Source organism: Citrobacter sp. Awk 2, assembly GCF_028069815.1.
GTDB lineage: Bacteria > Pseudomonadota > Gammaproteobacteria > Enterobacterales > Enterobacteriaceae > Citrobacter.
Genome location: NZ_JANEWL010000002.1, coordinates 126,234 through 146,882, shown reverse-complemented (window position 1 = coordinate 146,882; position 20,649 = coordinate 126,234). Strand labels below are relative to the sequence as shown.

Annotated in this window: 22 protein-coding genes; 11 read left to right on the top strand and 11 right to left on the bottom strand. The window is 50.9% G+C overall.

Going from position 1 to position 20,649, the window contains the following annotated elements:
- Positions 1-120 precede the first annotated feature (120 nt).
- On the bottom strand, positions 121-1,422 hold the full coding sequence (gene dcuA / locus NNO02_RS01480) for an anaerobic C4-dicarboxylate transporter DcuA (protein WP_181509695.1): 1,302 nt from the start codon (positions 1,420-1,422) through the stop codon (positions 121-123).
- 115 nt (positions 1,423-1,537) lie between these two features.
- The gene (gene aspA / locus NNO02_RS01475) at positions 1,538-2,974 is read right to left on the bottom strand and encodes an aspartate ammonia-lyase (RefSeq protein ID WP_048212919.1); all 1,437 of its coding nucleotides are present in this window, start codon (positions 2,972-2,974) and stop codon (positions 1,538-1,540) included.
- Between the two features lie 337 nt (positions 2,975-3,311).
- Between aspA and NNO02_RS01470 the strand changes: the two genes are divergently transcribed.
- Positions 3,312-3,788 carry an FxsA family protein gene (locus tag NNO02_RS01470; protein WP_271440261.1) on the top strand — a complete coding sequence of 159 codons (477 nt, stop codon included), beginning with the start codon at positions 3,312-3,314 and terminating at the stop codon, positions 3,786-3,788.
- Positions 3,789-3,837: 49 nt separating this feature from the next.
- Here the strand turns inward: NNO02_RS01470 and yjeH are convergent, their stop codons facing one another.
- Entirely contained in the window at positions 3,838-5,103 is a 1,266-nt protein-coding gene (gene yjeH, locus NNO02_RS01465; RefSeq protein ID WP_271440262.1) for an L-methionine/branched-chain amino acid transporter, read from the bottom strand.
- A gap of 275 nt (positions 5,104-5,378) precedes the next feature.
- Between yjeH and NNO02_RS01460 the strand changes: the two genes are divergently transcribed.
- The 3 genes from NNO02_RS01460 to NNO02_RS01450 all read left to right on the top strand — a co-directional run bounded on the left by NNO02_RS01460 (position 5,379) and on the right by NNO02_RS01450 (position 7,965).
- Positions 5,379-5,672 carry a co-chaperone GroES gene (locus NNO02_RS01460; protein WP_005120976.1) on the top strand — a complete coding sequence of 98 codons (294 nt, stop codon included), beginning with the start codon at positions 5,379-5,381 and terminating at the stop codon, positions 5,670-5,672.
- Positions 5,673-5,715: 43 nt separating this feature from the next.
- Positions 5,716-7,359: a chaperonin GroEL gene (gene groL / locus NNO02_RS01455; RefSeq protein WP_137384020.1), complete on the top strand. Its 1,644-nt coding sequence runs from the start codon at positions 5,716-5,718 to the stop codon at positions 7,357-7,359.
- Between the two features lie 252 nt (positions 7,360-7,611).
- Positions 7,612-7,965, top strand: coding sequence for a DUF4156 domain-containing protein (locus NNO02_RS01450; protein ID WP_137384019.1), 354 nt, complete (start codon positions 7,612-7,614; stop codon positions 7,963-7,965).
- 131 nt (positions 7,966-8,096) lie between these two features.
- Here NNO02_RS01450 and epmB read toward each other — a convergent pair whose 3' ends face one another.
- Positions 8,097-9,125 carry an EF-P beta-lysylation protein EpmB gene (gene epmB / locus NNO02_RS01445; RefSeq protein ID WP_271454082.1) on the bottom strand — a complete coding sequence of 343 codons (1,029 nt, stop codon included), beginning with the start codon at positions 9,123-9,125 and terminating at the stop codon, positions 8,097-8,099.
- A 40-nt stretch (positions 9,126-9,165) separates the two neighbouring features.
- Here epmB and efp point away from each other — a divergent pair, with 40 nt between their 5' ends.
- From efp to ecnB, 3 genes are all read left to right on the top strand, one after another.
- Entirely contained in the window at positions 9,166-9,732 is a 567-nt protein-coding gene (gene efp, locus NNO02_RS01440) for an elongation factor P (protein WP_005120972.1), read from the top strand.
- A gap of 99 nt (positions 9,733-9,831) precedes the next feature.
- A complete protein-coding gene (gene ecnA / locus NNO02_RS01435; RefSeq protein WP_040232999.1) occupies positions 9,832-9,966 on the top strand; it encodes a lipoprotein antitoxin entericidin A in 135 nt (44 codons plus the stop codon).
- A 107-nt stretch (positions 9,967-10,073) separates the two neighbouring features.
- Positions 10,074-10,220 (top strand): lipoprotein toxin entericidin B, encoded by a 147-nt coding sequence (gene ecnB, locus NNO02_RS01430; RefSeq protein ID WP_003025482.1) that lies wholly within the window; start codon positions 10,074-10,076, stop codon positions 10,218-10,220.
- Between the two features lie 30 nt (positions 10,221-10,250).
- Here the strand turns inward: ecnB and NNO02_RS01425 are convergent, their stop codons facing one another.
- Positions 10,251-10,850 carry a helix-turn-helix transcriptional regulator gene (locus NNO02_RS01425; protein WP_271454081.1) on the bottom strand — a complete coding sequence of 200 codons (600 nt, stop codon included), beginning with the start codon at positions 10,848-10,850 and terminating at the stop codon, positions 10,251-10,253.
- Positions 10,851-11,109: 259 nt separating this feature from the next.
- Here NNO02_RS01425 and sugE point away from each other — a divergent pair, with 259 nt between their 5' ends.
- On the top strand, positions 11,110-11,427 hold the full coding sequence (gene sugE, locus NNO02_RS01420) for a quaternary ammonium compound efflux SMR transporter SugE (protein ID WP_000118520.1): 318 nt from the start codon (positions 11,110-11,112) through the stop codon (positions 11,425-11,427).
- On the opposite strand, the gene NNO02_RS01415 is transcribed toward sugE, so the two are convergent.
- Positions 11,424-11,957 (bottom strand): lipocalin family protein, encoded by a 534-nt coding sequence (locus tag NNO02_RS01415; RefSeq protein ID WP_202039898.1) that lies wholly within the window; start codon positions 11,955-11,957, stop codon positions 11,424-11,426. The genes sugE and NNO02_RS01415 overlap by 4 nt on opposite strands.
- Positions 11,958-12,050: 93 nt before the next feature.
- On the bottom strand, positions 12,051-13,196 hold the full coding sequence (blaCMY, locus tag NNO02_RS01410) for a CMY-2 family class C beta-lactamase (protein ID WP_271454080.1): 1,146 nt from the start codon (positions 13,194-13,196) through the stop codon (positions 12,051-12,053).
- A gap of 131 nt (positions 13,197-13,327) precedes the next feature.
- On the opposite strand from blaCMY, the gene ampR reads away from it, so the two are divergent.
- Positions 13,328-14,203, top strand: a complete 876-nt coding sequence (ampR, locus tag NNO02_RS01405; protein WP_271454079.1) for a LysR family transcriptional regulator AmpR — start codon at positions 13,328-13,330, stop codon at positions 14,201-14,203.
- A 41-nt stretch (positions 14,204-14,244) separates the two neighbouring features.
- On the opposite strand, the gene frdD is transcribed toward ampR, so the two are convergent.
- From frdD to frdA, 4 genes are read right to left on the bottom strand one after another with little or no spacing between them, the layout of a single operon-like run.
- Positions 14,245-14,604: a fumarate reductase subunit FrdD gene (frdD, locus tag NNO02_RS01400; RefSeq protein WP_048212909.1), complete on the bottom strand. Its 360-nt coding sequence runs from the start codon at positions 14,602-14,604 to the stop codon at positions 14,245-14,247.
- Between the two features lie 10 nt (positions 14,605-14,614).
- A complete protein-coding gene (frdC, locus tag NNO02_RS01395; protein ID WP_048212908.1) occupies positions 14,615-15,010 on the bottom strand; it encodes a fumarate reductase subunit FrdC in 396 nt (131 codons plus the stop codon).
- A gap of 10 nt (positions 15,011-15,020) precedes the next feature.
- A complete protein-coding gene (gene frdB / locus NNO02_RS01390; RefSeq protein WP_137384014.1) occupies positions 15,021-15,755 on the bottom strand; it encodes a fumarate reductase iron-sulfur protein in 735 nt (244 codons plus the stop codon).
- The gene (gene frdA / locus NNO02_RS01385) at positions 15,748-17,538 is read right to left on the bottom strand and encodes a fumarate reductase (quinol) flavoprotein subunit (protein WP_003830519.1); all 1,791 of its coding nucleotides are present in this window, start codon (positions 17,536-17,538) and stop codon (positions 15,748-15,750) included. Before frdA ends, frdB begins: the two co-directional genes overlap by 8 nt.
- A 324-nt stretch (positions 17,539-17,862) precedes the next feature.
- On the opposite strand from frdA, the gene epmA reads away from it, so the two are divergent.
- The gene (gene epmA / locus NNO02_RS01380; protein WP_137384013.1) at positions 17,863-18,840 is read left to right on the top strand and encodes an elongation factor P--(R)-beta-lysine ligase; all 978 of its coding nucleotides are present in this window, start codon (positions 17,863-17,865) and stop codon (positions 18,838-18,840) included.
- Positions 18,841-19,056: 216 nt separating this feature from the next.
- Positions 19,057-20,559, top strand: coding sequence for a glutamate/gamma-aminobutyrate family transporter YjeM (gene yjeM, locus NNO02_RS01375; RefSeq protein WP_271454078.1), 1,503 nt, complete (start codon positions 19,057-19,059; stop codon positions 20,557-20,559).
- Positions 20,560-20,649: the final 90 nt, after the last annotated feature.

Here is a 20,649-nt window from a genome sequence, read left to right as displayed (position 1 = left end):
CCTCGAAATAACAGAGTAACCAGCAAGAGAACGGTAACTATACAACGGACGAGGGAAGGATGTTAGTTAAAGCGAGGGGGGGAGGAACTGCGGGATGCATAAGCACCCCGCAGGTAAAACTTACAGCATGAAGCTACCCAGCAAGAAGCCGAAGCAGACAGCCAGAACCACACCCAGCGTACCTGGGATGAAGAACGGATGGTTAAAGACGAATTTACCGATACGGGTAGTACCGGTGTCATCCATCTGAACCGCCGCAACCAGCGTTGGGTAGGTAGGCAGAATGAACAGGCCAGAAACCGCAGCGAAAGACGCTACAGCGGTCAGTGGAGAAACGTTCAGTGCCAGAGCCATCGGCATCAGTGCTTTAGCCGTTGCAGCCTGAGAATACAGCAGTGCAGAAGCAAAGAAGAAGATGACGGCCAGCAGCCACGGATGACCCTGAATTACGCTACCTGCAGTATCTTTGATCCAGTCAATGTTGTGAGATACGAAGGTATCACCCAGCCATGCAACACCCAGGATACAAATACAGGCACTCATACCTGCTTTGAAGGTGCTGGAGTTCAGGATGGAGTCAGTTTCAACGCGGCAGATGATTGTCGTCAGCGTCGCGATGCTCAGCATAATGATCAGAATGGCGTTGGTGGTGTTCATCAGCGGCTTAGCAACCAGACCGAGGCTTGGGCTGTTGACGATGGCGTAAACGACGACACAAACCACACCGAGCAGGAACAGCCATACGGAGGTTTTCGCACCGGCTTTGATTTCAACTTGTCTTTCACCGCGCAGCTCAACCAAACCTTCTTCCAGACGCTTACGATAAATCGGATCGTCAGACAGTTTGGAGTTGAACAGCATGGTGACCAGGAAGGACATCACCAGCACAGCCAGCAGGGTGGACGGAATGACCACTGACAGCAGGTGAATGTAGCTGATACCATGACCTTCCATTACGGAAGACATGTAAACCACGGCCGCAGAGATAGGTGATGCGGTAATCGCAATCTGTGCAGAAACCACGGCAGTAGAGAGCGGACGGCAAGGTTTGATCCCTTGCTCCTTCGCGACTTCAGCGATAACTGGCAGTGTTGCCAGAGAGATGTTGCCGGTACCCGCGAAGATAGTCAGGAAATAGGTCACGATCGGTGCAAGGATCGTGATGTATTTCGGGTTCTTACGCAGCAATTTTTCAGTTTGATGGACCAGATAGTCCAGACCACCTGCAATCTGCATGGCAGAGATAGCAGCGATAACCGCCATGATAATGGAAATAACATCGAACGGAATATTACCCGGTTTTACGCCAATAGCGGCGAGAACCAGAACACCCAGCCCACCTGCAAATCCAATACCGATACCCCCAAGTCTGGCACCTAAAAAGATTGCCAGCAAAACGATGATAAGTTCTAAAACTATCATATTAGCCTTCCTTGTTGTTTAACAAGTTGATATTAAATTGTTGTTTTTAAGTAACTTGGTGCAAGAAAAAAGGCACGTCATCATGACGTGCCTTCTCTGGTACTACCCTACACGATTACTGTTCGCTTTCATCAGTATAACGTTTTGCTTTATAAGCCGGGTGCATCAGGTTCTGTGCAGAGAAGATATCGTCCAGTTCTGCTTCGGTCAACAGACCGCGCTCCAGGACAACTTCACGCACGCTCTTACCGGTTTCGGCACAAATTTTACCGACGATGTCGCCGTTGTGGTGACCGATGAACGGGTTGAGGTAGGTGACGATACCGATGGAGTTATAAACGAATGCTTCACACACTTCTTTGTTAGCAGTGATGCCGCTAACGCATTTTTCCAGCAGGTTGTAGCAAGCGTTGCTCAGAATGTGGATAGATTCGAACATTGCCTGGCCGATAACCGGTTCCATTACGTTCAGCTGCAGCTGGCCTGCTTCAGATGCCATGGTAACAGTAACGTCGTTACCGATGACTTTGAAGCAAACCTGGTTTACAACTTCTGGAACAACCGGGTTCACTTTTGCTGGCATGATAGAAGAACCTGCCTGCAGTTCCGGCAGGTTGATCTCATTCAGGCCGGCACGTGGACCAGAGGAGAGCAAACGCAGGTCGTTACAGATTTTGGACATTTTCACAGCCAGACGTTTCAGTGCACCATGCACCATAACGTATGCGCCGCAGTCGGAGGTTGCTTCAATCAGGTCTTCTGCCGGAACGCAGGCGAAACCGGTCACTTCAGCCAGTTTTTGCACTGCCAGCGGAGAGTACTCTTTCGGTGTGTTCAGACCCGTACCGATTGCAGTTGCGCCGAGGTTAACTTCCAGCAGCAGCTCAGCGGTACGTCCAATGTTTTTCACTTCTTCTTTCAACAGTACGCTGAAAGCACGGAATTCCTGACCGAGGGTCATCGGTACAGCATCCTGCAACTGGGTACGACCCATTTTCAGGATGTCCTGGAATTCAACAGCTTTTTGCTCGAAGCCTTCACGCAGCTGGTTCAGAGCATCAATCAGTTTGATGATGGATGCGTAAACAGCGATACGGAAACCGGTCGGGTAAGCGTCGTTGGTAGACTGACATTTGTTGACGTGGTCGTTCGGGTTCAGGTACTGATATTCACCTTTCTGGTGACCCATCAGTTCCAGACCGATATTGGCCAGCACTTCGTTGGTGTTCATGTTGACGGAGGTACCCGCACCACCCTGGTAAACATCTACCGGGAACTGATCCATGCATTTTCCGTTATTCAGGACTTCATCACACGCCGCGATGATGGCATTTGCCACGCTCTTAGGAATAGTTTGCAGCTCTTTGTTGGCCAGTGCCGCTGCCTTTTTAACCATTACCATGCCGCGAACAAATTCAGGAATGTCACTGATTTTGTTGTTGCTAATGTAGAAGTTTTCAATCGCTCTCAGAGTGTGAACACCATAGTAAGCGTCCGCTGGAACTTCCCTGGTACCCAACAAGTCTTCTTCGATACGAATGTTGTTTAACATGTGAACCTTCTTTTTCAAGCTGCCAATGATTTGACTAAACACACAGGATATATGTGATTTCGATTGTTTCTCGACCGACGATTATCCCCTGCATCGGTCTGATACCCGAGATCATATGCTGGTTCAGGATTTCTACCGTAATCTGGATCACTTAAAACGTGGAATTTACCCCTTATTTATTATTCTGTGAAATAGATCACCCCTTTAGGATTAACACCAAATATTAGTGTACAAGTAGCTTGAAATTTTGCTAATCACCACAATATTTGGGTGATGCAAGTCACACAATTTTCGAACAGTTGTTGGTGAAAACGACTGTTTTCAACAGGAGAGCCCTTTGCGCTGGATACCATTACTTGCCATTTTTCTCTATGTTTACATAGAGATATCTATTTTTATCCAGGTCGCCCATGTGCTGGGTGTCCTGATGACCCTGATTTTGGTTATTTTTACCTCGGTTATCGGTATGTCTCTGGTTCGTAACCAAGGATTTAAGAACTTTTTACTGATGCAACAGAAAATGGCAGCAGGTGAAAGTCCGGCTGCAGAAATGATCAAGAGCGTGTCGCTGATTATCGCCGGCTTACTGTTGGTGTTGCCTGGTTTCTTCACCGATTTCCTCGGTCTTCTTCTTTTATTACCACCAGTGCAGAAACATTTGACCATGAAGTTACTGCCGCATTTGCGTTTTTCGCGTATGCCAGGTGGTGGATTTAGTGCCGGAACTGGCGGTGGTGATACCTTTGACGGTGAATTTCAGCGCAAAGATGACAAGCGCGACAGCATCGAACATAAAGACGATCGTCGGGATTAAGCATCAGTATGTAGGCCGGATAAGCGTTAGCGCCATCCGGCAAAAGTATTTATAGGCCGGATGATGGCGTCAACGTTGCCTTATCCGGCCTGCGGGGTAAAAACAGCCACAGTCCTGCCAGCATAATCAACGCATACAGACTCTTCCAGCCGACCATCGCCAGCAGCAGTAGGCACAGTAGCCCCCCCACTATCGCCAGTACGCGATAGTGCCCTTTTAGCAATCGACACCCTGCCAGCATGCACAGCAGATAAATCATAATAAAGATGCCGTTAGCGTAGACGATTAACGCGTCGAGATTGATTTGCAGCATATAGATGCACAAGGTACTGATGACGCAGCAACCCAATACCGCGTTTAGCGCATTACCCGGAAGATGGCGAGGGGACAGGCGAGCCAGATAGCTCTCCGGTTTATATTGTGCTTGCGACCACACCAGACGGGCGAAACTTTGGATATAAATGTTCAGGCTGGCAAAGCAGGCCAGATAACCAATGATGCAGGCAACCCACAGGGCCTGAACGCCAAACAGTTGGACGACGATTTCAGGCAGCGATGCCGCCGCCGCCATCTGTTCGCCGTAGGCATCAAAATGTAATACAACGACGGTACATGCCCAGTACACGGAACCGGCCAGGAGTAGGCCAATCATCAGGGCGCGCGGGAAATCCCGTTCTGGATTTTTGAATTCAGAGGCCAGGTGTGCGAACGCCTCAAGGCCAACAAAGCACCAGAACATCACCGACAGCGCGGCAAAAAGCCCGGGAAACTCAATCTTGTCGATGGCAGGAAAGGGGATCTCACTCGGTTTCAACTCGCCAGCCCACCAGATGGCGACAATCAGCGCTACGATCAGTCCGGCAATCACCGTTTGCAGGTTAGCGCTGGAGCTGGCACCCCGCGAACCGATGTACCAGACCAATACCAGCGTGCCAAGTTCAGCCAACAGAAGCTGCCAACCATGCCAGCCAAACATTGCCTGGCCAAATCCTGCGGCGATGTGCAATGCCGCAGGTAACCCCACTGGAATTACCGATAAAAAAAGCCATCCGGTAACGCGCTCAAGCCGTGAGCCAAAGGCCATGCCGACAAAATGCGCCACACCGCCTGCGCTGGGAAAGTGGCGACCGAGTACGGCGAAGACAATCGCCACAGGAAAGACTAAAACGATCAGCACCGGCCATGCCCACAGGCTGTTGTTGCCAGCAACCAGCGCAGCCAGTGCGGGGACGGCGAAAACGCCTGTACCTAACAATGATGTCGACAACAGGCCAACGCCTTGAGCCAGTCCCAGCTCTTGTTTTAGTCCGCTCATAAGTTGTTATCCGGTTATGCCCATGTACCGGGCTACAGCGCAGATTTTCGATGGTATCACAATAGGATTTGCTTATGACGACGTGGCTGAAATCGTTATGAAATGTGAGGTGTGTCGGTGTTTTGACGGGATTTTCTGCTGATAAAAATTTTTTTTCGCTTGCCCCCTTGAAGGCACAAAAGCCCATCCCCATCTCTCTGGTCACTAGCCGGGATACCGTTTACGGGCCGGCGTCACCCATAACTGATAAAGACTTTCTCAAAGGAGAGCTATCAATGAGTATTCGTCCGTTACATGATCGTGTGATCGTCAAACGTAAAGAAGTTGAATCCAAATCTGCTGGTGGCATCGTACTGACCGGTTCCGCAGCAGGTAAATCAACTCGTGGCGAAATCATCGCTGTCGGTAAGGGTCGCATCCTGGACAACGGTTCTGTACAGCCGCTAGACGTGAAAGTCGGCGATATCGTCATTTTCAACGATGGCTACGGTGTTAAATCTGAGAAGATCGACAATGAAGAAGTGTTGATCATGTCTGAAAGCGACATCCTGGCAATTGTTGAAGCCTAATCCGCGAACGACACTGAACATACGAATTTAAGGGAAAGAGAAAATGGCAGCTAAAGACGTAAAATTCGGTAACGACGCTCGTGTGAAAATGCTGCGCGGCGTAAATGTACTGGCAGATGCAGTGAAAGTTACCCTCGGTCCAAAAGGCCGTAACGTAGTTCTGGATAAATCTTTCGGTGCACCGACCATCACTAAAGATGGTGTTTCTGTTGCACGTGAAATCGAGCTGGAAGACAAGTTCGAAAACATGGGCGCGCAGATGGTGAAAGAAGTTGCCTCTAAAGCGAACGACGCTGCAGGCGACGGTACCACCACCGCAACCGTTCTGGCCCAGTCTATCATTACTGAAGGCCTGAAAGCTGTTGCCGCGGGTATGAACCCGATGGATCTGAAACGTGGTATCGACAAAGCTGTCGCTGCTGCAGTTGAAGAACTGAAAGCACTGTCCGTACCGTGCTCCGACTCTAAAGCTATTGCTCAGGTTGGTACCATCTCCGCTAACTCCGACGAAACCGTAGGTAAACTGATCGCTGAAGCGATGGACAAAGTCGGTAAAGAAGGCGTGATCACCGTTGAAGACGGTACCGGTCTGCAGGACGAACTGGACGTGGTTGAAGGTATGCAGTTTGACCGCGGCTATCTGTCTCCTTACTTCATCAACAAGCCGGAAACTGGCGCAGTAGAACTGGAAACGCCGTTCATCCTGCTGGCTGACAAGAAAATCTCCAACATCCGCGAAATGCTGCCGGTTCTGGAAGCTGTTGCTAAAGCAGGCAAACCGCTGCTGATCATCGCTGAAGATGTTGAAGGCGAAGCGCTGGCGACTCTGGTAGTTAACACCATGCGTGGCATCGTTAAAGTGGCTGCAGTTAAAGCACCTGGCTTCGGCGACCGTCGCAAAGCAATGCTGCAGGATATCGCAACCCTGACTGGCGGTACCGTTATCTCTGAAGAGATCGGTATGGAGCTGGAAAAAGCGACCCTGGAAGATCTGGGTCAGGCGAAACGTGTTGTTATCAACAAAGACACCACTACCATCATCGATGGCGTGGGTGAAGAAGCGGCAATCCAGGGTCGTGTGACTCAGATTCGTCAGCAGATCGAAGAAGCAACTTCTGATTACGACCGTGAAAAACTGCAGGAGCGCGTAGCGAAACTGGCTGGCGGTGTTGCTGTGATCAAAGTCGGTGCTGCAACCGAAGTTGAAATGAAAGAGAAGAAAGCTCGCGTTGAAGATGCCCTGCACGCGACCCGTGCTGCGGTAGAAGAAGGCGTGGTTGCTGGTGGTGGTGTAGCGCTGATCCGCGTAGCATCCAAAATTGCTGGCCTGAAAGGTCAGAACGAAGACCAGAACGTGGGTATCAAAGTTGCGCTGCGCGCAATGGAATCTCCGCTGCGTCAAATCGTTCTGAACTGCGGCGAAGAGCCGTCTGTTGTTGCTAACACCGTGAAAGCGGGCGACGGTAACTACGGTTACAACGCTGCAACTGAAGAATACGGCAACATGATCGATATGGGTATTCTGGATCCGACCAAAGTAACCCGTTCTGCTCTGCAGTACGCGGCTTCTGTTGCGGGCCTGATGATCACCACCGAGTGCATGGTTACCGACCTGCCGAAAGGCGATGCGCCTGACTTAGGTGCTGCCGGTATGGGCGGTATGGGTGGAATGGGCGGCATGATGTAATTTAATCTTCATACTTCAAGCCGCGGGTTCGTTGGCTGCGTTTGTTCACCCCAGTCACTTACTCATGTAAGCTCCTGGGGATTCATGAACTTGCCGCCTGCCTGCAACTTGAATTATTTGATTAAATACATATCTCGCGAAAAATGAGAAACCCTCGGGCAGAAATGTCCGGGGGTTTTTCTTTTGGTCATCTTTTTAGTATATGATTCAGCTACGGACATAAGGTCCAACTAATTGATTATGGGGAATGACATGCACGTGAAATATTTAGCAGGGATCGTTGGTGCCGCGCTACTGATGGCGGGTTGTAGCTCCAGCAATGAACTGAGTTCAGCCGGACAAAGCGTTCGCTTTGTTGAAGATAAGCCTGGTGCTGAGTGTCAACTGCTCGGCACTGCGACCGGTAAACAGAGCAACTGGCTTTCTGGCCAGCATGGCGAAGAAGGTGGCTCTATGCGTGGCGCGGCGAACGATCTGCGTAACCAGGCCGCTGCAATGGGCGGTAACGTGATTTATGGCGTCAGCAGCCCATCTCAGGGAATGCTCTCCAGTTTTGTCCCGACCGCCAGCGAGATGAATGGCCAGGTTTATAAGTGCCCTAACTGATAGATGCTGTTGATGCCGGCTGGCGAGGCTGACATGTCTTATCCGGCCTACAGGTATCAGTAAACGTAGGCCTGATAAGCACAGCACGGAGTGTCCCTGAACAGGGCACTCACAGGGGTTACTGCTAGGGGTTACTGCTGTCGTAATTGCAAATCCAACGGCGTTTTACTTGGCTCACCGCCAATTTCGCGCGCCAGTTTTGGGACCATATAGCCTGAAATAAGCGTCAGCAGCTCTCGCATGATTTTACGCGCTTCATCGTCACTCACCATAAAGTGAGCGGCTCCCTGCACTTTATCCAAAACATGCAGGTAATAGGGCATCACGCCCGCATCAAACAATGCATTGCTCAGGTTTGCCAGCGTTTGTGCGTTGTCGTTCACGCCACGCAGCAGGACGCTTTGGTTAAGCAATGTGACCCCCACTTTACGCAAGCTGGCCATCGCCTGACGAAATGTCCCATCAATTTCGTTCGCGTGATTAATGTGATTCACCAGCAGAATTTGCAGAGAAGATCGTGCAAAACGATCGACTAATCCTTCAGTAATGCGAGCCGGGATCACAATGGGCAAGCGGCTGTGAATTCGCAGACGCTTAATGTGTGAAATGGCCTCCAGTTGCGTGAGTAACCAGTCAAGCTCGTGGTCCTTAGCCATGAGAGGATCGCCACCGGAGAAAATAATCTCATCCAGCTCAGGGTGCGCGGCGATGTAATCTAACGCCACCTGCCAGTTGCGTTTATTCCCCTGGTTCTCGGCATACGGGAAGTGGCGACGGAAGCAATAGCGGCAGTTTACCGCACATCCGCCTTTTACCAGCAACAACGCCCGGTTGCGATATTTATGCAGCAATCCAGGAACGACGCTGTGCTGCTCTTCCAGTGGATCGGTAGAGAATCCGGGGGCGGCAACGAATTCATCTTGCGAGGTAAGCACCTGACGCAGTAGCGGATCGTTGGGGTTGCCTTTCTCCATGCGTGCGATAAACGATCGCGGCACACGAAGGGCAAAAAGACGTTTTGCCTCACGACCAGCGAGCAAATTTTCATCAGCGTCTATATTCAAAAGACGTAATAGTTCATCCGGATCGGTGAGAACATCGGCAAGTTGTACTAACCAATCTTCTCTGGATGGGGTGTTTAGGGTTACAATATGCGCCATTTTGTGGCTTAGCTACCAGTTAACAATTTCAGAGGGCCTTATGGCGACTTACTATAGCAACGATTTTCGTGCCGGTCTTAAAATCATGATGGATGGCGAACCTTATGCGGTTGAAGCCAGTGAATTCGTTAAGCCGGGTAAAGGCCAGGCATTTGCACGCGTTAAGCTGCGCCGCCTGCTGACCGGTACTCGTGTAGAGAAAACCTTCAAATCCACCGACTCTGCAGAAGGCGCAGACGTTGTAGATATGAACCTGACTTACCTGTACAACGACGGTGAGTTCTACCATTTCATGAACAACTCCACTTTCGAACAGCTTGCTGCTGACGCGAAAGCGGTAGGTGATAGCGCTAAATGGCTGCTGGATCAGGCTGAGTGCATCGTGACCCTGTGGAACGGTCAGCCTATCTCCGTGACCCCGCCGAACTTCGTTGAGCTGGAAATCATTGAAACTGACCCAGGTCTGAAAGGTGACACTGCAGGTACTGGTGGTAAACCAGCGACGCTGTCCACCGGTGCAGTGGTTAAAGTTCCGCTGTTCGTACAGATCGGCGAAGTCATCAAAGTGGATACCCGCTCTGGTGAATACGTATCCCGCGTGAAGTAATATTCTTCATCTTTCAGGCTGCATCAGGCGGCCTGAATGATTTTGCGTATTTTTAAGATGTTGGTGCAGATTACTGCGCCATACTTTTCCAGGGCAGGAATGATGAAACGTCTTCTCGGTCTTGTAATGCTTATCCTTTTCACCAGCACTCTCCTGGCGGGCTGTAATACGGCACGCGGCTTCGGTGAAGATATCAAACATCTTGGTAATTCAATTTCTCACGCTGCCAGCTAGTCCCCTCATATTGTCTTAAAAACGGTCGTTTATCCGTCACCCCCCCGGATCTTGTCTATTATTAAGTAGCTATACACAAACAATATTGGCTAGAAAAGGAAGACGTTATGGTTAAGAAGACAATTGCTGCGATCTTTTCTGTGTTGGTACTTTCTTCCGTATTAACGGCGTGTAATACGACGCGAGGCGTAGGTCAGGATATTTCTGAGGGCGGTAGCGCCATTTCTGGCGCAGCGACAAAGGCTCAGCAATAACTATGAACGGTACGACGCACAGTCGTACCGTTAATTCATCTTCTCAGGTAGAGAGAGAAACGGTGAAAATCGGTTCCCCAGGTGTAGCTTCATACGGATATTTCGCTTATAGGTGTACACCGTCTTACCATGAATGCAGAGCGTGGCGGCTATTGCATTGTTATCAACGCCATCCATCCACAACGACAGTACCTTCTCTTCCTGTGGTGTAAGCAGCGGTGTGGCATTTTTGGATGTATCTAATACGGGGCGGATCTGTAGTGCATTTTGGATCGTGCGCGAAAGATCATGCAACGTGATGTGTTTGGACAATGTCGAGTGAACGGCAGAGTGAGGGGGATCGATTGGGTTATGCGATCGGTCGCCTGATTGTAGTAAAATCAGCGGGATGGCGCCACAGCTCATAAAAAAGGGTGCGATAGGGGGGCTGGAGTGAATATCGCTGAGAAAACTACATAAATCTGCGATTACCAGATGTGGCTTCCACTGCAAAATATGCTCTTTAGCCAACATCAGATTATTAATCCCTGACACCAGAAATGAAGAGTTGAACATACCAGAATGATTAAGCAAGGCCTCTATCCCTATGCGGGTGAAGTGGCACCGGTCAATCACTAAAATTTTAAGCATAAACCTTTCGCATTCAGAAGAGGATCAAACGGCTTCCTGAGTTCAGAAAGCTCCCCATCATAGAGAAGTCCAATGTGAGCCAAATGCGGGAACTACGCCTCTAATTGGGCTTAATTCTTGCTTTAAGTAAGCAATGAATAAAAAGGTTGAAATTCATTTTCTCCCGGGCAAAAATGCCATTTCATACATCCGCTTTGCGGGACGACCTGCAAACGCATCTTTCACCCGGGGACGGCCCCATAGTGTTCTGGAGCCTGTTATGTCCTGGATCGTTTTACTTATCGCGGGCCTGCTTGAAGTTGTCTGGGCGATTGGTCTGAAATATACCCACGGTTTTACCCGTTTAACGCCAAGTATTATCACCATTGCGGCGATGATCGTCAGTATCGCTATGCTTTCCTGGGCGATGAGAACGCTGCCAGTTGGTACAGCTTATGCCGTCTGGACCGGGATTGGCGCGGTAGGGGCAGCCATTACCGGCATTCTGCTACTGGGTGAATCAGCCAGCCCGGCGCGTCTGCTCAGCCTGGGGTTGATTGTTGCCGGCATTATTGGCCTGAAGCTCAGCACCCACTAAGCGCCTGGCTGTTTTACCCAAATCAACTTGTTCACTTCAAACCCTTCCCGGGTCGCGACTGCAAGCATCTGCTGTTTCATCTCATCTGAAATCGTTGGGGTGCGAGAGAGGATCCACAGATAGTCGCGATCCGGGCCACAGACCAGCGCATGGCGATACTCCCGGTCGAGTGCAATCACGTTATACCCGCCATAGAAGGGACCGAAGAACGAGACCTTAAGAGCAGCCCGTCCAGGATCGCCGGTGAAATAGGCTTTGCCTTCCGTTTTTTGCCACATGCCTCGGTCCGGGTTGTAGCCTTTGTTGATGACGTTGATCCCACCGTCATCGCGCAAGCTATAGGTTGCAGTAACTTTATCCAACCCACGTTCAAAGCGGTGGTCGAACCGCGCGATCTCATACCAGGTGCCAAGATAACGTTTGGCATCAAAGTTGTTTACAACAGTAACGCCTTTGGGCGGCGTAGGTGAACTGCAAGCCACTACCAGAAATGCAGCCGTGACTGCAGCAACGACAGGCAGAATGCGCATGGGATATTCCTTGCTGTATTTTTGTTAAGTGTAGATGACAGCAGGAAAAGACGTGGAAGAAAGGAGGCCCGACGGATCGGACCTCAACGCCGGTTACTGCAGTTTTTCAAGGATGCGCCAGGCCGCGTCGACGCGAGCAGGATTCGGGTAGCTTTTATTGGCCAGCATCACGATGCCCAGATTTTTCTCCGGAATAAAAGCTACATAACTACCAAATCCGCCAGTCGAACCTGTTTTATGAACCCAGGAGGTTTTTACTGCGGGGGCTGGTGGGGTTACCTCAACGGCCGGAAGCGCCGCCAGAGCGATTTTACTGTCGCTGCCGTTGATAATCGTCTCTGCTTTTACTGGCCAGTTCAGCATTTCCCAGCCTAAGCCCTGGTACATCTCACCAATGCGCCAGTAACGTGACTGTGCGAGCCGGATGCCCTGCTGCAGGGTTTTCTCCGGTACGTGGCTGGCGTCCATATTGGCCTGAATCCAGCGTGCCATATCCATAATGCTGGATTTCACACCATACGCTTCGGCATCAAGCTGGCCCGGCGAAACATGTACGGGCTTACCATCGCGATAGCCCCAGGCATAATCCCGTTGCTCGTTCTGTGGAACGGTAATCCAGGTGTGTGTGAGTTTTAATGGCTGCAGGACGCGTCTGGTCATTGCCTCTTCGTAACTCATTCCTGAGGGTTTCACCGCCAGCGCGCCAAACAGACCAATGCTGGAGTTAGCGTAAAGACGCTTAGCGCCCGGAGTCCATTGTGGCTGCCAGTTTTGATAAAAACGCAGTAATGCGGCTTTATCTGTAACGTCATCGGGGATCTGCAGCGGTAGGCCGCCTGCCGTATAGGTGGCTAAGTGCAGTAGGCTGATACCCTGCCACTGTTTGCCTGTCAGTTCTGGCCAGTATTTCGTGACCGGATCGCTGAGCTTAATTTCGCCGCGGGCGATAGCATCGCCGCCCAACACGCCGTTAAACGTCTTACTGACCGACCCTAGCTCAAACAGAGTTTGCTGCGTGACTGGGTGGTTATTGGCGATATCGGCTTTACCCCAGGTGAAATAATAGGGTTTTCCCTGGTAGATAACGGCAACGGCCATACCCGGAATAGCCTGCTCCTGCATCAACGGGGTGATGGTGCGATTAACGATATCGGCAATCTGTTGTTCTGTTTTGGCTGCGGCAAACGTGGAGAATGAGACTGTCAGCAGCAGAGCGCAGCATAACGATTTTTTCATCATGAAATCAGTTCCGTAATTAAAAGCAAAAGGGTGTCCGGGCCCGTCAGACGCAATCAGTGTGTTTGATTTGCACCGTGTTGACAAACGGTTAAATTTAGCAGCAGATATAAGTTTTTCTAACAGGCCGAATGATGACGCGTAGCTATATCCCTCTTAACTCGCTGCGGGCTTTTGAAGCCGCGGCCAGACATCTCAGTTTTACCCGCGCCGCGATTGAGCTCAACGTGACGCATTCTGCCATCAGTCAGCATGTAAAAGCGCTGGAGCAGCAGCTAAATTGTCAGCTTTTTGTGCGCGGTTCTCGTGGATTAATGTTGACGACTGAAGGGGAAAGTCTGTTACCTGTACTTAATGACTCTTTCGATCGTATGGCGGGGATGCTGGATCGTTTTGCCACCAAACAGACCCAGGAAAAACTTAAAATTGGCGTGGTGGGGACCTTTGCGGTTGGGTGTCTGTTTCCTCTACTGGGCGATTTTAAGCGCAGTTACCCGCATATTGATTTGCATATTTCTACCCATAATAACCGCGTGGATCCCGCTGCCGAAGGGCTGGATTATACCATTCGCTACGGAGGGGGAGCCTGGCACGATACCGACGCGCAATATTTATGTAGCGCGTTGATGTCTCCACTGTGTTCGCCAACATTGGCTTCTCAGATTCAAACGCCTGCGGACATCCTGAAATTTCCGTTATTACGATCGTATCGGCGGGATGAATGGACGCTTTGGATGCAGGCCGCCGGAGAGGCGCCCCCGTCACCGACGCACAACGTGGTGGTGTTTGATTCGTCCGTCACCATGCTGGAAGCCGCGCAGGCGGGGATCGGTGTGGCAATTGCGCCAGTCAGAATGTTCACGCATTTACTCAGTAGGGAACGAATCGTTCAACCATTTTTAACGCAGATTGATTTGGGAAGTTACTGGATAACGCGATTGCAATCCCGTCCGGAGACGCCTGCGATGCGTGATTTTTCCCGCTGGTTGACCGGCGTTGTGCACAAATAAAAAGGCCCGCCAATGGCGGGCCTGATAATTAACGCATGTACTTAGATGGTCAGAATACCAATAGCTGTTACAACGGTCAGGATTGCAGCCAGGCCGTAGAATACCCATTTGCCAGCAGGCACGTGGATTTTCAGGTCATGCATAGCGTGGTGCATACGGTGTAAACCACACCACAGCGGCAGAACGATCATCAGGAACAGAAATGCGCGTCCGATGAAGCTCTGGGCAAATGCCATAATGCGCTCATAGCTCAGCGCATCGCCCGGGAACAGACCCAGCGGCAGCATAATACCAACCAGCAGAACCACTACCGGCGCAATGATTGCGCCCCACATACCACCTGCACCAAACAGACCCCAGAATACAGGTTCGTCAGAGCGTTTTGGATTTGGATTAATCATCCCGGACTCCTTACCAGTACAGGGCTACATACAGTATGACTACGGTCACAACCGCAGTAACTACCCAGAGACCTTTGATGATCGGCTCTGGCCCCATTTTTTCGTCTTTTACGATGATGTTGGCGGCTTTCGGCGCCAGTTCAAACCAGGTTTTGGTATGCAGCAGCGCTGCAGCCAGAACAACCAGATTGAGGATGACCACCACCGGGTTTTGCAAAAAGCCGACAAAGCCCATCCAGGACTCAGCACCATGCTTCAGAGCAAACAGGCCGAAAATCAGTTCAATACTGAACCAGACTGCCGGAACTGCCGTGCCTTCGCGCAGCATGTAAAAGCGATAAAATGGCAGCTTTTTCCACCAGGTGGACGTCATCGGCCGCACATAGGGTTTGCGTTTAGTCGTCATCATGCACTCCTTAGCGTGGTTTCAGGGTAGCGATAAGAAAGTCTTTTGAACTTTCAACTTTACCCTGCTGAATGGCCGCAGCCGGATCGACGTGTTTCGGGCAGACTTCGGAGCAGTAGCCCACGAAAGTACAGGTCCAAACGCCGTTCGGGCTGTTCAACTGAGCCATACGCTCCTTCTTACCGTGGTCGCGGCTATCTTCGTTATAGCGATGCGCCAGCGTAATTGCAGCCGGTCCAATGAACTCAGGGTTCAGGCCGAACTGCGGACACGCGGCGTAACACAGACCACAGTTGATGCAACCGGAGAACTGATGATATTTCGCCATCTGCGCCGGAGTCTGGGTGTTTGGACCCTGATCCGGAGTACGCGGGTTACCAATGATGTACGGCTTGATCGCTTCCAGACTTTCGATGAAGTGCGTCATATCGACGACCAGATCGCGTTCAATCGGGAAGTTGCCCAATGCTTCAACCTTCATACCGCTGGTGTAATCACGCAGGAAGGTTTTGCACGCCAGCTTCGGCACGTTGTTGACCATCATGCCGCAAGAGCCGCAGATTGCCATACGGCAGGACCAACGATAGCTCAGGTCCGGTGCCAGGTTATCTTTGATATAGCCCAACGCATCCAGCAGAGACGTGGTTTCATCATAAGGAACTTCATAGAAAGCACTGTGCGGCGCGGTATCGGTTTCCGGGTTATAGCGCACCACCTCAACTTTCAGGTTTTTCATCTCAGCCATTCGCCTTCTCCTTCTTATCGGCTGCTTCCGCTTCGCCACCGTATACACGTTTAGCTGGTGGCAGAGTGGTGATTTTCACGTCGCTGTATTCCAGGCGAGTCGTGCCGTCAGCATCGCGGAAGGCGAGGGTATGTTTGAGGAAGTTAACGTCGTCACGCTCGGTGCAGCCTTCATCCAGACGCTGGTGCGCGCCGCGGGATTCTTTACGTGCCAGCGCGGAGTGCGCCATACATTCGGCAACGTTCAGGCCGTGACCCAGTTCAATGGTGTACAGCAGGTCGGTGTTAAAGACGCTGGAGGTATCAGTGATACGTACGCGCTTGAAGCGTTCCTGCAGCTCAGCCAGCTTATCAACGGTTTTCTGCATGAGTTCCGGTGTACGGTAGATACCGCAACCTTCTTCCATAGACAGACCCATTTCGTCGCGGATCTTAGACCAGTTTTCGTTACCTTCCTGGTTAACCAGATCTTTCAGACGTTTTTCAACGCCAGCAACCTGTGCATCGAGCGCGGCACTGTTTGCAGCGCCAGCCGTTGCAGCACGTTCTGCAGCCTGCTCACCCGCCATACGGCCAAAGACCACCAGTTCCGCCAGAGAGTTGGAGCCCAGACGGTTAGCACCGTGCAGACCAACAGAGGAACATTCACCCACCGCGAACAGACCTTTAATACGGGTTTCGCAGTGCTGATCGGTTTCGATACCGCCCATGGTGTAGTGTGCGGTCGGGCGTACCGGGATCGGTTCTTTAACCGGATCGACACCCACGTAGGCTTTCGCCAGTTCGCAGATGAACGGTAAACGTTCGAGCAGTTTTTTCTCGCCGAGGTGACGCAGGTCGAGGTGAACGACATCGCCACGTGGGGTGGAGATGGTGTTGCCTTTACGCCATTCGTGCCAGAAAGCCTGAGAAACTTTGTCACGCGGACCGAGTTCCATGTATTTGTTTTTCGGCTCACCCAGCGGAGTTTCCGGGCCCATGCCGTAATCTTGCAGATAGCGGTAGCCATTTTTGTTGACCAGAATACCGCCTTCACCACGGCAGCCTTCAGTCATCAGGATACCGGAACCAGGCAGACCGGTTGGGTGATACTGAACGAATTCCATATCACGCAGCGGAACGCCGTGGCTCAGCGCCATGCCCATACCGTCGCCGGTTACGATGCCGCCGTTGGTGTTGTAACGGTAAACACGACCCGCACCGCCCGTTGCCATCACGACGGCGTTAGCACGGATTTGTACCAGGGTGCCTTCCATCATGTTCATGGCGACCAGGCCGCGAGCATGACCGTCGTCAACCAGGATATCCAGAACGAAGTGTTCATCAAAGCGCTGAATCTGCGGGAACTGCAAAGAAGTTTGGAACAGCGTATGCAGCATGTGGAAGCCGGTTTTATCCGCGGCAAACCAGGTACGCTCGATTTTCATGCCGCCGAAGCGACGTACGTTGACGCTACCGTCTTCACGACGGCTCCATGGGCAGCCCCATTGTTCCAGCTGCGTCATTTCAGTTGGGCAGTGGTGGACAAAGTAATCCACGACATCCTGCTCACACAGCCAGTCTCCGCCTGCTACCGTATCGTGAAAATGGTAGTCAAAGCTGTCATGATCCTGCGCGACAGCAGCAGAGCCGCCTTCGGCAGCAACGGTATGGCTGCGCATTGGGTACACTTTTGAGATCAGTGCGATTTTAGCGTTGGGATTTGCTTGTGCGGCAGCAATTGCAGCACGTAATCCCGCGCCACCGGCGCCTATAATGGCAAGATCGGCTTGAAAGGTTTGCACGACATTCCTCCAGATTGTTGTTATTTCATCCCCGCCCGAATTCAGATGCTTAATCGGATTCAAACAGGTTATGAACGCGTTTCCACTGCTCCTTTATAGGTACAATAGTATAGTCTTAGGGATGTGAGGGAAATTTGACGTGTTCGATTTTTTTAGCGTATCAGAGGGCTGAATTATCATTGAATTTGATTAATTTAATTACTAAACCACCCAATATTGCTTTTTTTACCCGCCAGCCAGTGTTTATTATTCCCGCGTGAAATTTGTCTCGCTAGCACGATACGAGTAGACTTCGTGCCCTTGTCTGAAATCGGAGAAACAACCATGAGCGAAACGGCAACCTGGCAGCCGAGCGCGTCCATCCCCAATCTTTTAAAACGTGCAGCAATTATAGCGGAGATTCGCCGCTTTTTTGCCGATCGTGGAGTGCTTGAGGTTGAGACACCTTGCATGAGTCAGGCGACGGTAACGGACATTCATCTGTTCCCGTTCGAAACGCGTTTCGTTGGCCCTGGTCATTCCCAGGGGATGAACCTCTATTTAATGACCAGCCCGGAATACCATATGAAGCGCCTGCTGGTCGCTGGATGTGGCCCGGTGTATCAGCTATGTCGCAGCTTCCGTAATGAAGAAATGGGGCGCCATCATAATCCTGAGTTCACCATGCTTGAGTGGTATCGCCCACACTACGACATGTATCGCCTGATGAACGAAGTGGATGATTTGCTGCAGCAAGTGCTGGACTGTTCACCTGCCGAAAGCCTTTCTTACCAGCAAGCTTTCCAGCGTCATCTGGAGATTGACCCGCTGTCTGCGGATAAAACCCAACTGCGAGAAGTGGCGGCGAAGCTGGATCTCAGCAATATCGCGGATACTGAAGAAGACCGGGATACCTTGCTGCAACTGCTGTTTACAATGGGTGTTGAGCCGCATATTGGCAAAGACAAACCAACGTTTGTGTACCATTTCCCGGCCAGCCAGGCGTCACTGGCACAAATCAGTACTGAAGATCATCGGGTCGCAGAGCGATTTGAGGTTTATTACAAAGGTATTGAGCTGGCGAATGGTTTCCATGAGTTGACCGATGCGCGTGAACAGCAGCAACGGTTTGAGCAGGATAATCGTAAACGTGCAGCGCGTGGCCTGCCGCAACAGCCAATTGACAACAACTTGCTTGAAGCGTTGAAAGTTGGGATGCCGGATTGCTCTGGTGTGGCGCTGGGCGTTGATCGTCTGGTGATGCTGGCGCTGGGCGCTGATAGCCTGGCTGACGTTATCGCCTTTACCGTCGATCGCGCATAACGTGTTTTCCCTTCGCAAAACAAAGTGGCGGTAAAACCGCCACTTTGTAGCACATTTTTTCACTTTCCCTCTAATAGCCACAATTTGACTCTGGATATCTGGTATCGTTTAGGTATCAATTCTGTGTTGATTTTTAATTGCTGAACTCTGCAAAGAGAGCGGTGCCAATCGGTGAGCGGCGTTTGCTAAACGCTTGCCAGAGTAAGGGATGGTTGAATGACCCAAACAATAAAGAAGATGAGCCTGATAGGTCTCATCCTTATGATATTCACGTCAGTTTTCGGATTTGCAAATAGTCCCTCTGCATTTTATTTGATGGGATATAGTGCGATTCCTTGGTATATATTTTCTGCATTATTATTCTTTATTCCCTTCGCTTTAATGATGGCAGAAATGGGTTCCGCCTATCGGAAAGAAGAGGGTGGAATATATTCGTGGATGAATAATAGCGTTGGACCACGCTACGCGTTTATCGGCACGTTTATGTGGTTCTCCTCCTACGTGATATGGATGGTTAGCACAGCGGCAAAAGTATGGGTGCCTTTCTCCACCTTCTTATTCGGTGCAGACATGACGCAGCATTGGGGTATCGCCGGGCTTGAACCAACCCAGGTTGTCGGACTGCTTGCGGTCGGCTGGATGGTGGTGGTGACCTGTGTTGCTTCTCGCGGTATTAATAAGATTGCACGTATTACGGCTGTAGGCGGAATTGCCGTAATGTGTCTTAACTTAGTTCTGTTGTTAGTGAGTGTCGCTATTTTGTTATTAACAGGTGGCCACTTTGCGCAGGATATTAATTTTACATCTTCACCCAATCCGGGATATCAGTCAGGCCTGGCAATGTTGTCGTTCGTGGTATTTGCCATTTTTGCTTATGGTGGAATTGAAGCCGTGGGTGGACTGGTCGATAAAACGGAGAAACCAGAAAAGAACTTTGCAAAAGGCATTGTCTTTGCCGCTATCGTCATTTCAGTTGGTTATTCGCTGGCCATATTTTTGTGGGGTGTTAGCACCAACTGGCAGCAGGTATTAAGTAATGGTTCCGTTAACCTTGGTAATATTACTTATATCCTGATGAAAAGTCTTGGCATGACATTGGGTAATGCGCTGCACCTTTCCCCAGAGACGGCAACGACGATGGGGGTATGGTTTGCGCGTATTACCGGGCTTTCCATGTTCCTTGCCTATACCGGTGCTTTTTTTACCCTTAGCTACTCGCCGCTGAAAGCGATTATTCAGGGAACACCAAAAGCGCTGTGGCCGGCACCGATGACCAAACTGAATGCGATGGGTATGCCAACGACAGCAATGTGGATGCAGTGCCTGTTGGTGAGTTTGTTTATTCTGTTAGTTTCCTTCGGCGGTGATACGGCCTCCGCGTTTTATAACAAACTGACGCTGATGGCGAACGTATCTATGACGTTGCCGTATCTGTTCTTGGCGCTGGCGTTTCCGTTCTTCAAATCCCGCGTGGGGTTGGAAAGGCCGTTTGTTATTTTTAAAACCCGGGCGGCAACGTTGCTGGCAACGGGAGTGGTGGTACTGGTGGTGACGTTTGCCAACGTATTTACCATCATCCAGCCGGTGATCGAGGCCGGAGACTGGAACAGTGCGCTGTGGATGACTGGCGGTCCGATATTCTTCTCACTGCTGGCGATGGCGATTTATCAGAACTACAGTCGCCGCGCGTCCAATGAGCCTGAGTGGGCTGTGGAATAAACGACCTGCTTAATCCGGCCTACAAAGAAGCATCTTCGTAGGCCGGATAAGACCCAACGGGTCGCCATCCGGCATTTCTTGCCTGGATCA

What these genes read in the sequence shown, in the direction of transcription:
- dcuA (WP_181509695.1), bottom strand. Translation starts at nt 1,422, where the DNA reads ATGATAGTTTTAGAACTTATCATCGTTTTGCTGGCAATCTTTTTAGGT.
- aspA (WP_048212919.1), bottom strand. Translation starts at nt 2,974, where the DNA reads ATGTTAAACAACATTCGTATCGAAGAAGACTTGTTGGGTACCAGGGAA.
- yjeH (WP_271440262.1), bottom strand. Translation starts at nt 5,103, where the DNA reads ATGAGCGGACTAAAACAAGAGCTGGGACTGGCTCAAGGCGTTGGCCTG.
- NNO02_RS01460 (WP_005120976.1), top strand. Translation starts at nt 5,379, where the DNA reads ATGAGTATTCGTCCGTTACATGATCGTGTGATCGTCAAACGTAAAGAA.
- groL (WP_137384020.1), top strand. Translation starts at nt 5,716, where the DNA reads ATGGCAGCTAAAGACGTAAAATTCGGTAACGACGCTCGTGTGAAAATG.
- NNO02_RS01450 (WP_137384019.1), top strand. Translation starts at nt 7,612, where the DNA reads ATGCACGTGAAATATTTAGCAGGGATCGTTGGTGCCGCGCTACTGATG.
- epmB (WP_271454082.1), bottom strand. Translation starts at nt 9,125, where the DNA reads ATGGCGCATATTGTAACCCTAAACACCCCATCCAGAGAAGATTGGTTA.
- efp (WP_005120972.1), top strand. Translation starts at nt 9,166, where the DNA reads ATGGCGACTTACTATAGCAACGATTTTCGTGCCGGTCTTAAAATCATG.
- ecnA (WP_040232999.1), top strand. Translation starts at nt 9,832, where the DNA reads ATGATGAAACGTCTTCTCGGTCTTGTAATGCTTATCCTTTTCACCAGC.
- ecnB (WP_003025482.1), top strand. Translation starts at nt 10,074, where the DNA reads ATGGTTAAGAAGACAATTGCTGCGATCTTTTCTGTGTTGGTACTTTCT.
- NNO02_RS01425 (WP_271454081.1), bottom strand. Translation starts at nt 10,850, where the DNA reads ATGCTTAAAATTTTAGTGATTGACCGGTGCCACTTCACCCGCATAGGG.
- sugE (WP_000118520.1), top strand. Translation starts at nt 11,110, where the DNA reads ATGTCCTGGATCGTTTTACTTATCGCGGGCCTGCTTGAAGTTGTCTGG.
- NNO02_RS01415 (WP_202039898.1), bottom strand. Translation starts at nt 11,957, where the DNA reads ATGCGCATTCTGCCTGTCGTTGCTGCAGTCACGGCTGCATTTCTGGTA.
- blaCMY (WP_271454080.1), bottom strand. Translation starts at nt 13,196, where the DNA reads ATGATGAAAAAATCGTTATGCTGCGCTCTGCTGCTGACAGTCTCATTC.
- ampR (WP_271454079.1), top strand. Translation starts at nt 13,328, where the DNA reads ATGACGCGTAGCTATATCCCTCTTAACTCGCTGCGGGCTTTTGAAGCC.
- frdD (WP_048212909.1), bottom strand. Translation starts at nt 14,604, where the DNA reads ATGATTAATCCAAATCCAAAACGCTCTGACGAACCTGTATTCTGGGGT.
- frdC (WP_048212908.1), bottom strand. Translation starts at nt 15,010, where the DNA reads ATGACGACTAAACGCAAACCCTATGTGCGGCCGATGACGTCCACCTGG.
- frdB (WP_137384014.1), bottom strand. Translation starts at nt 15,755, where the DNA reads ATGGCTGAGATGAAAAACCTGAAAGTTGAGGTGGTGCGCTATAACCCG.
- epmA (WP_137384013.1), top strand. Translation starts at nt 17,863, where the DNA reads ATGAGCGAAACGGCAACCTGGCAGCCGAGCGCGTCCATCCCCAATCTT.
- yjeM (WP_271454078.1), top strand. Translation starts at nt 19,057, where the DNA reads ATGACCCAAACAATAAAGAAGATGAGCCTGATAGGTCTCATCCTTATG.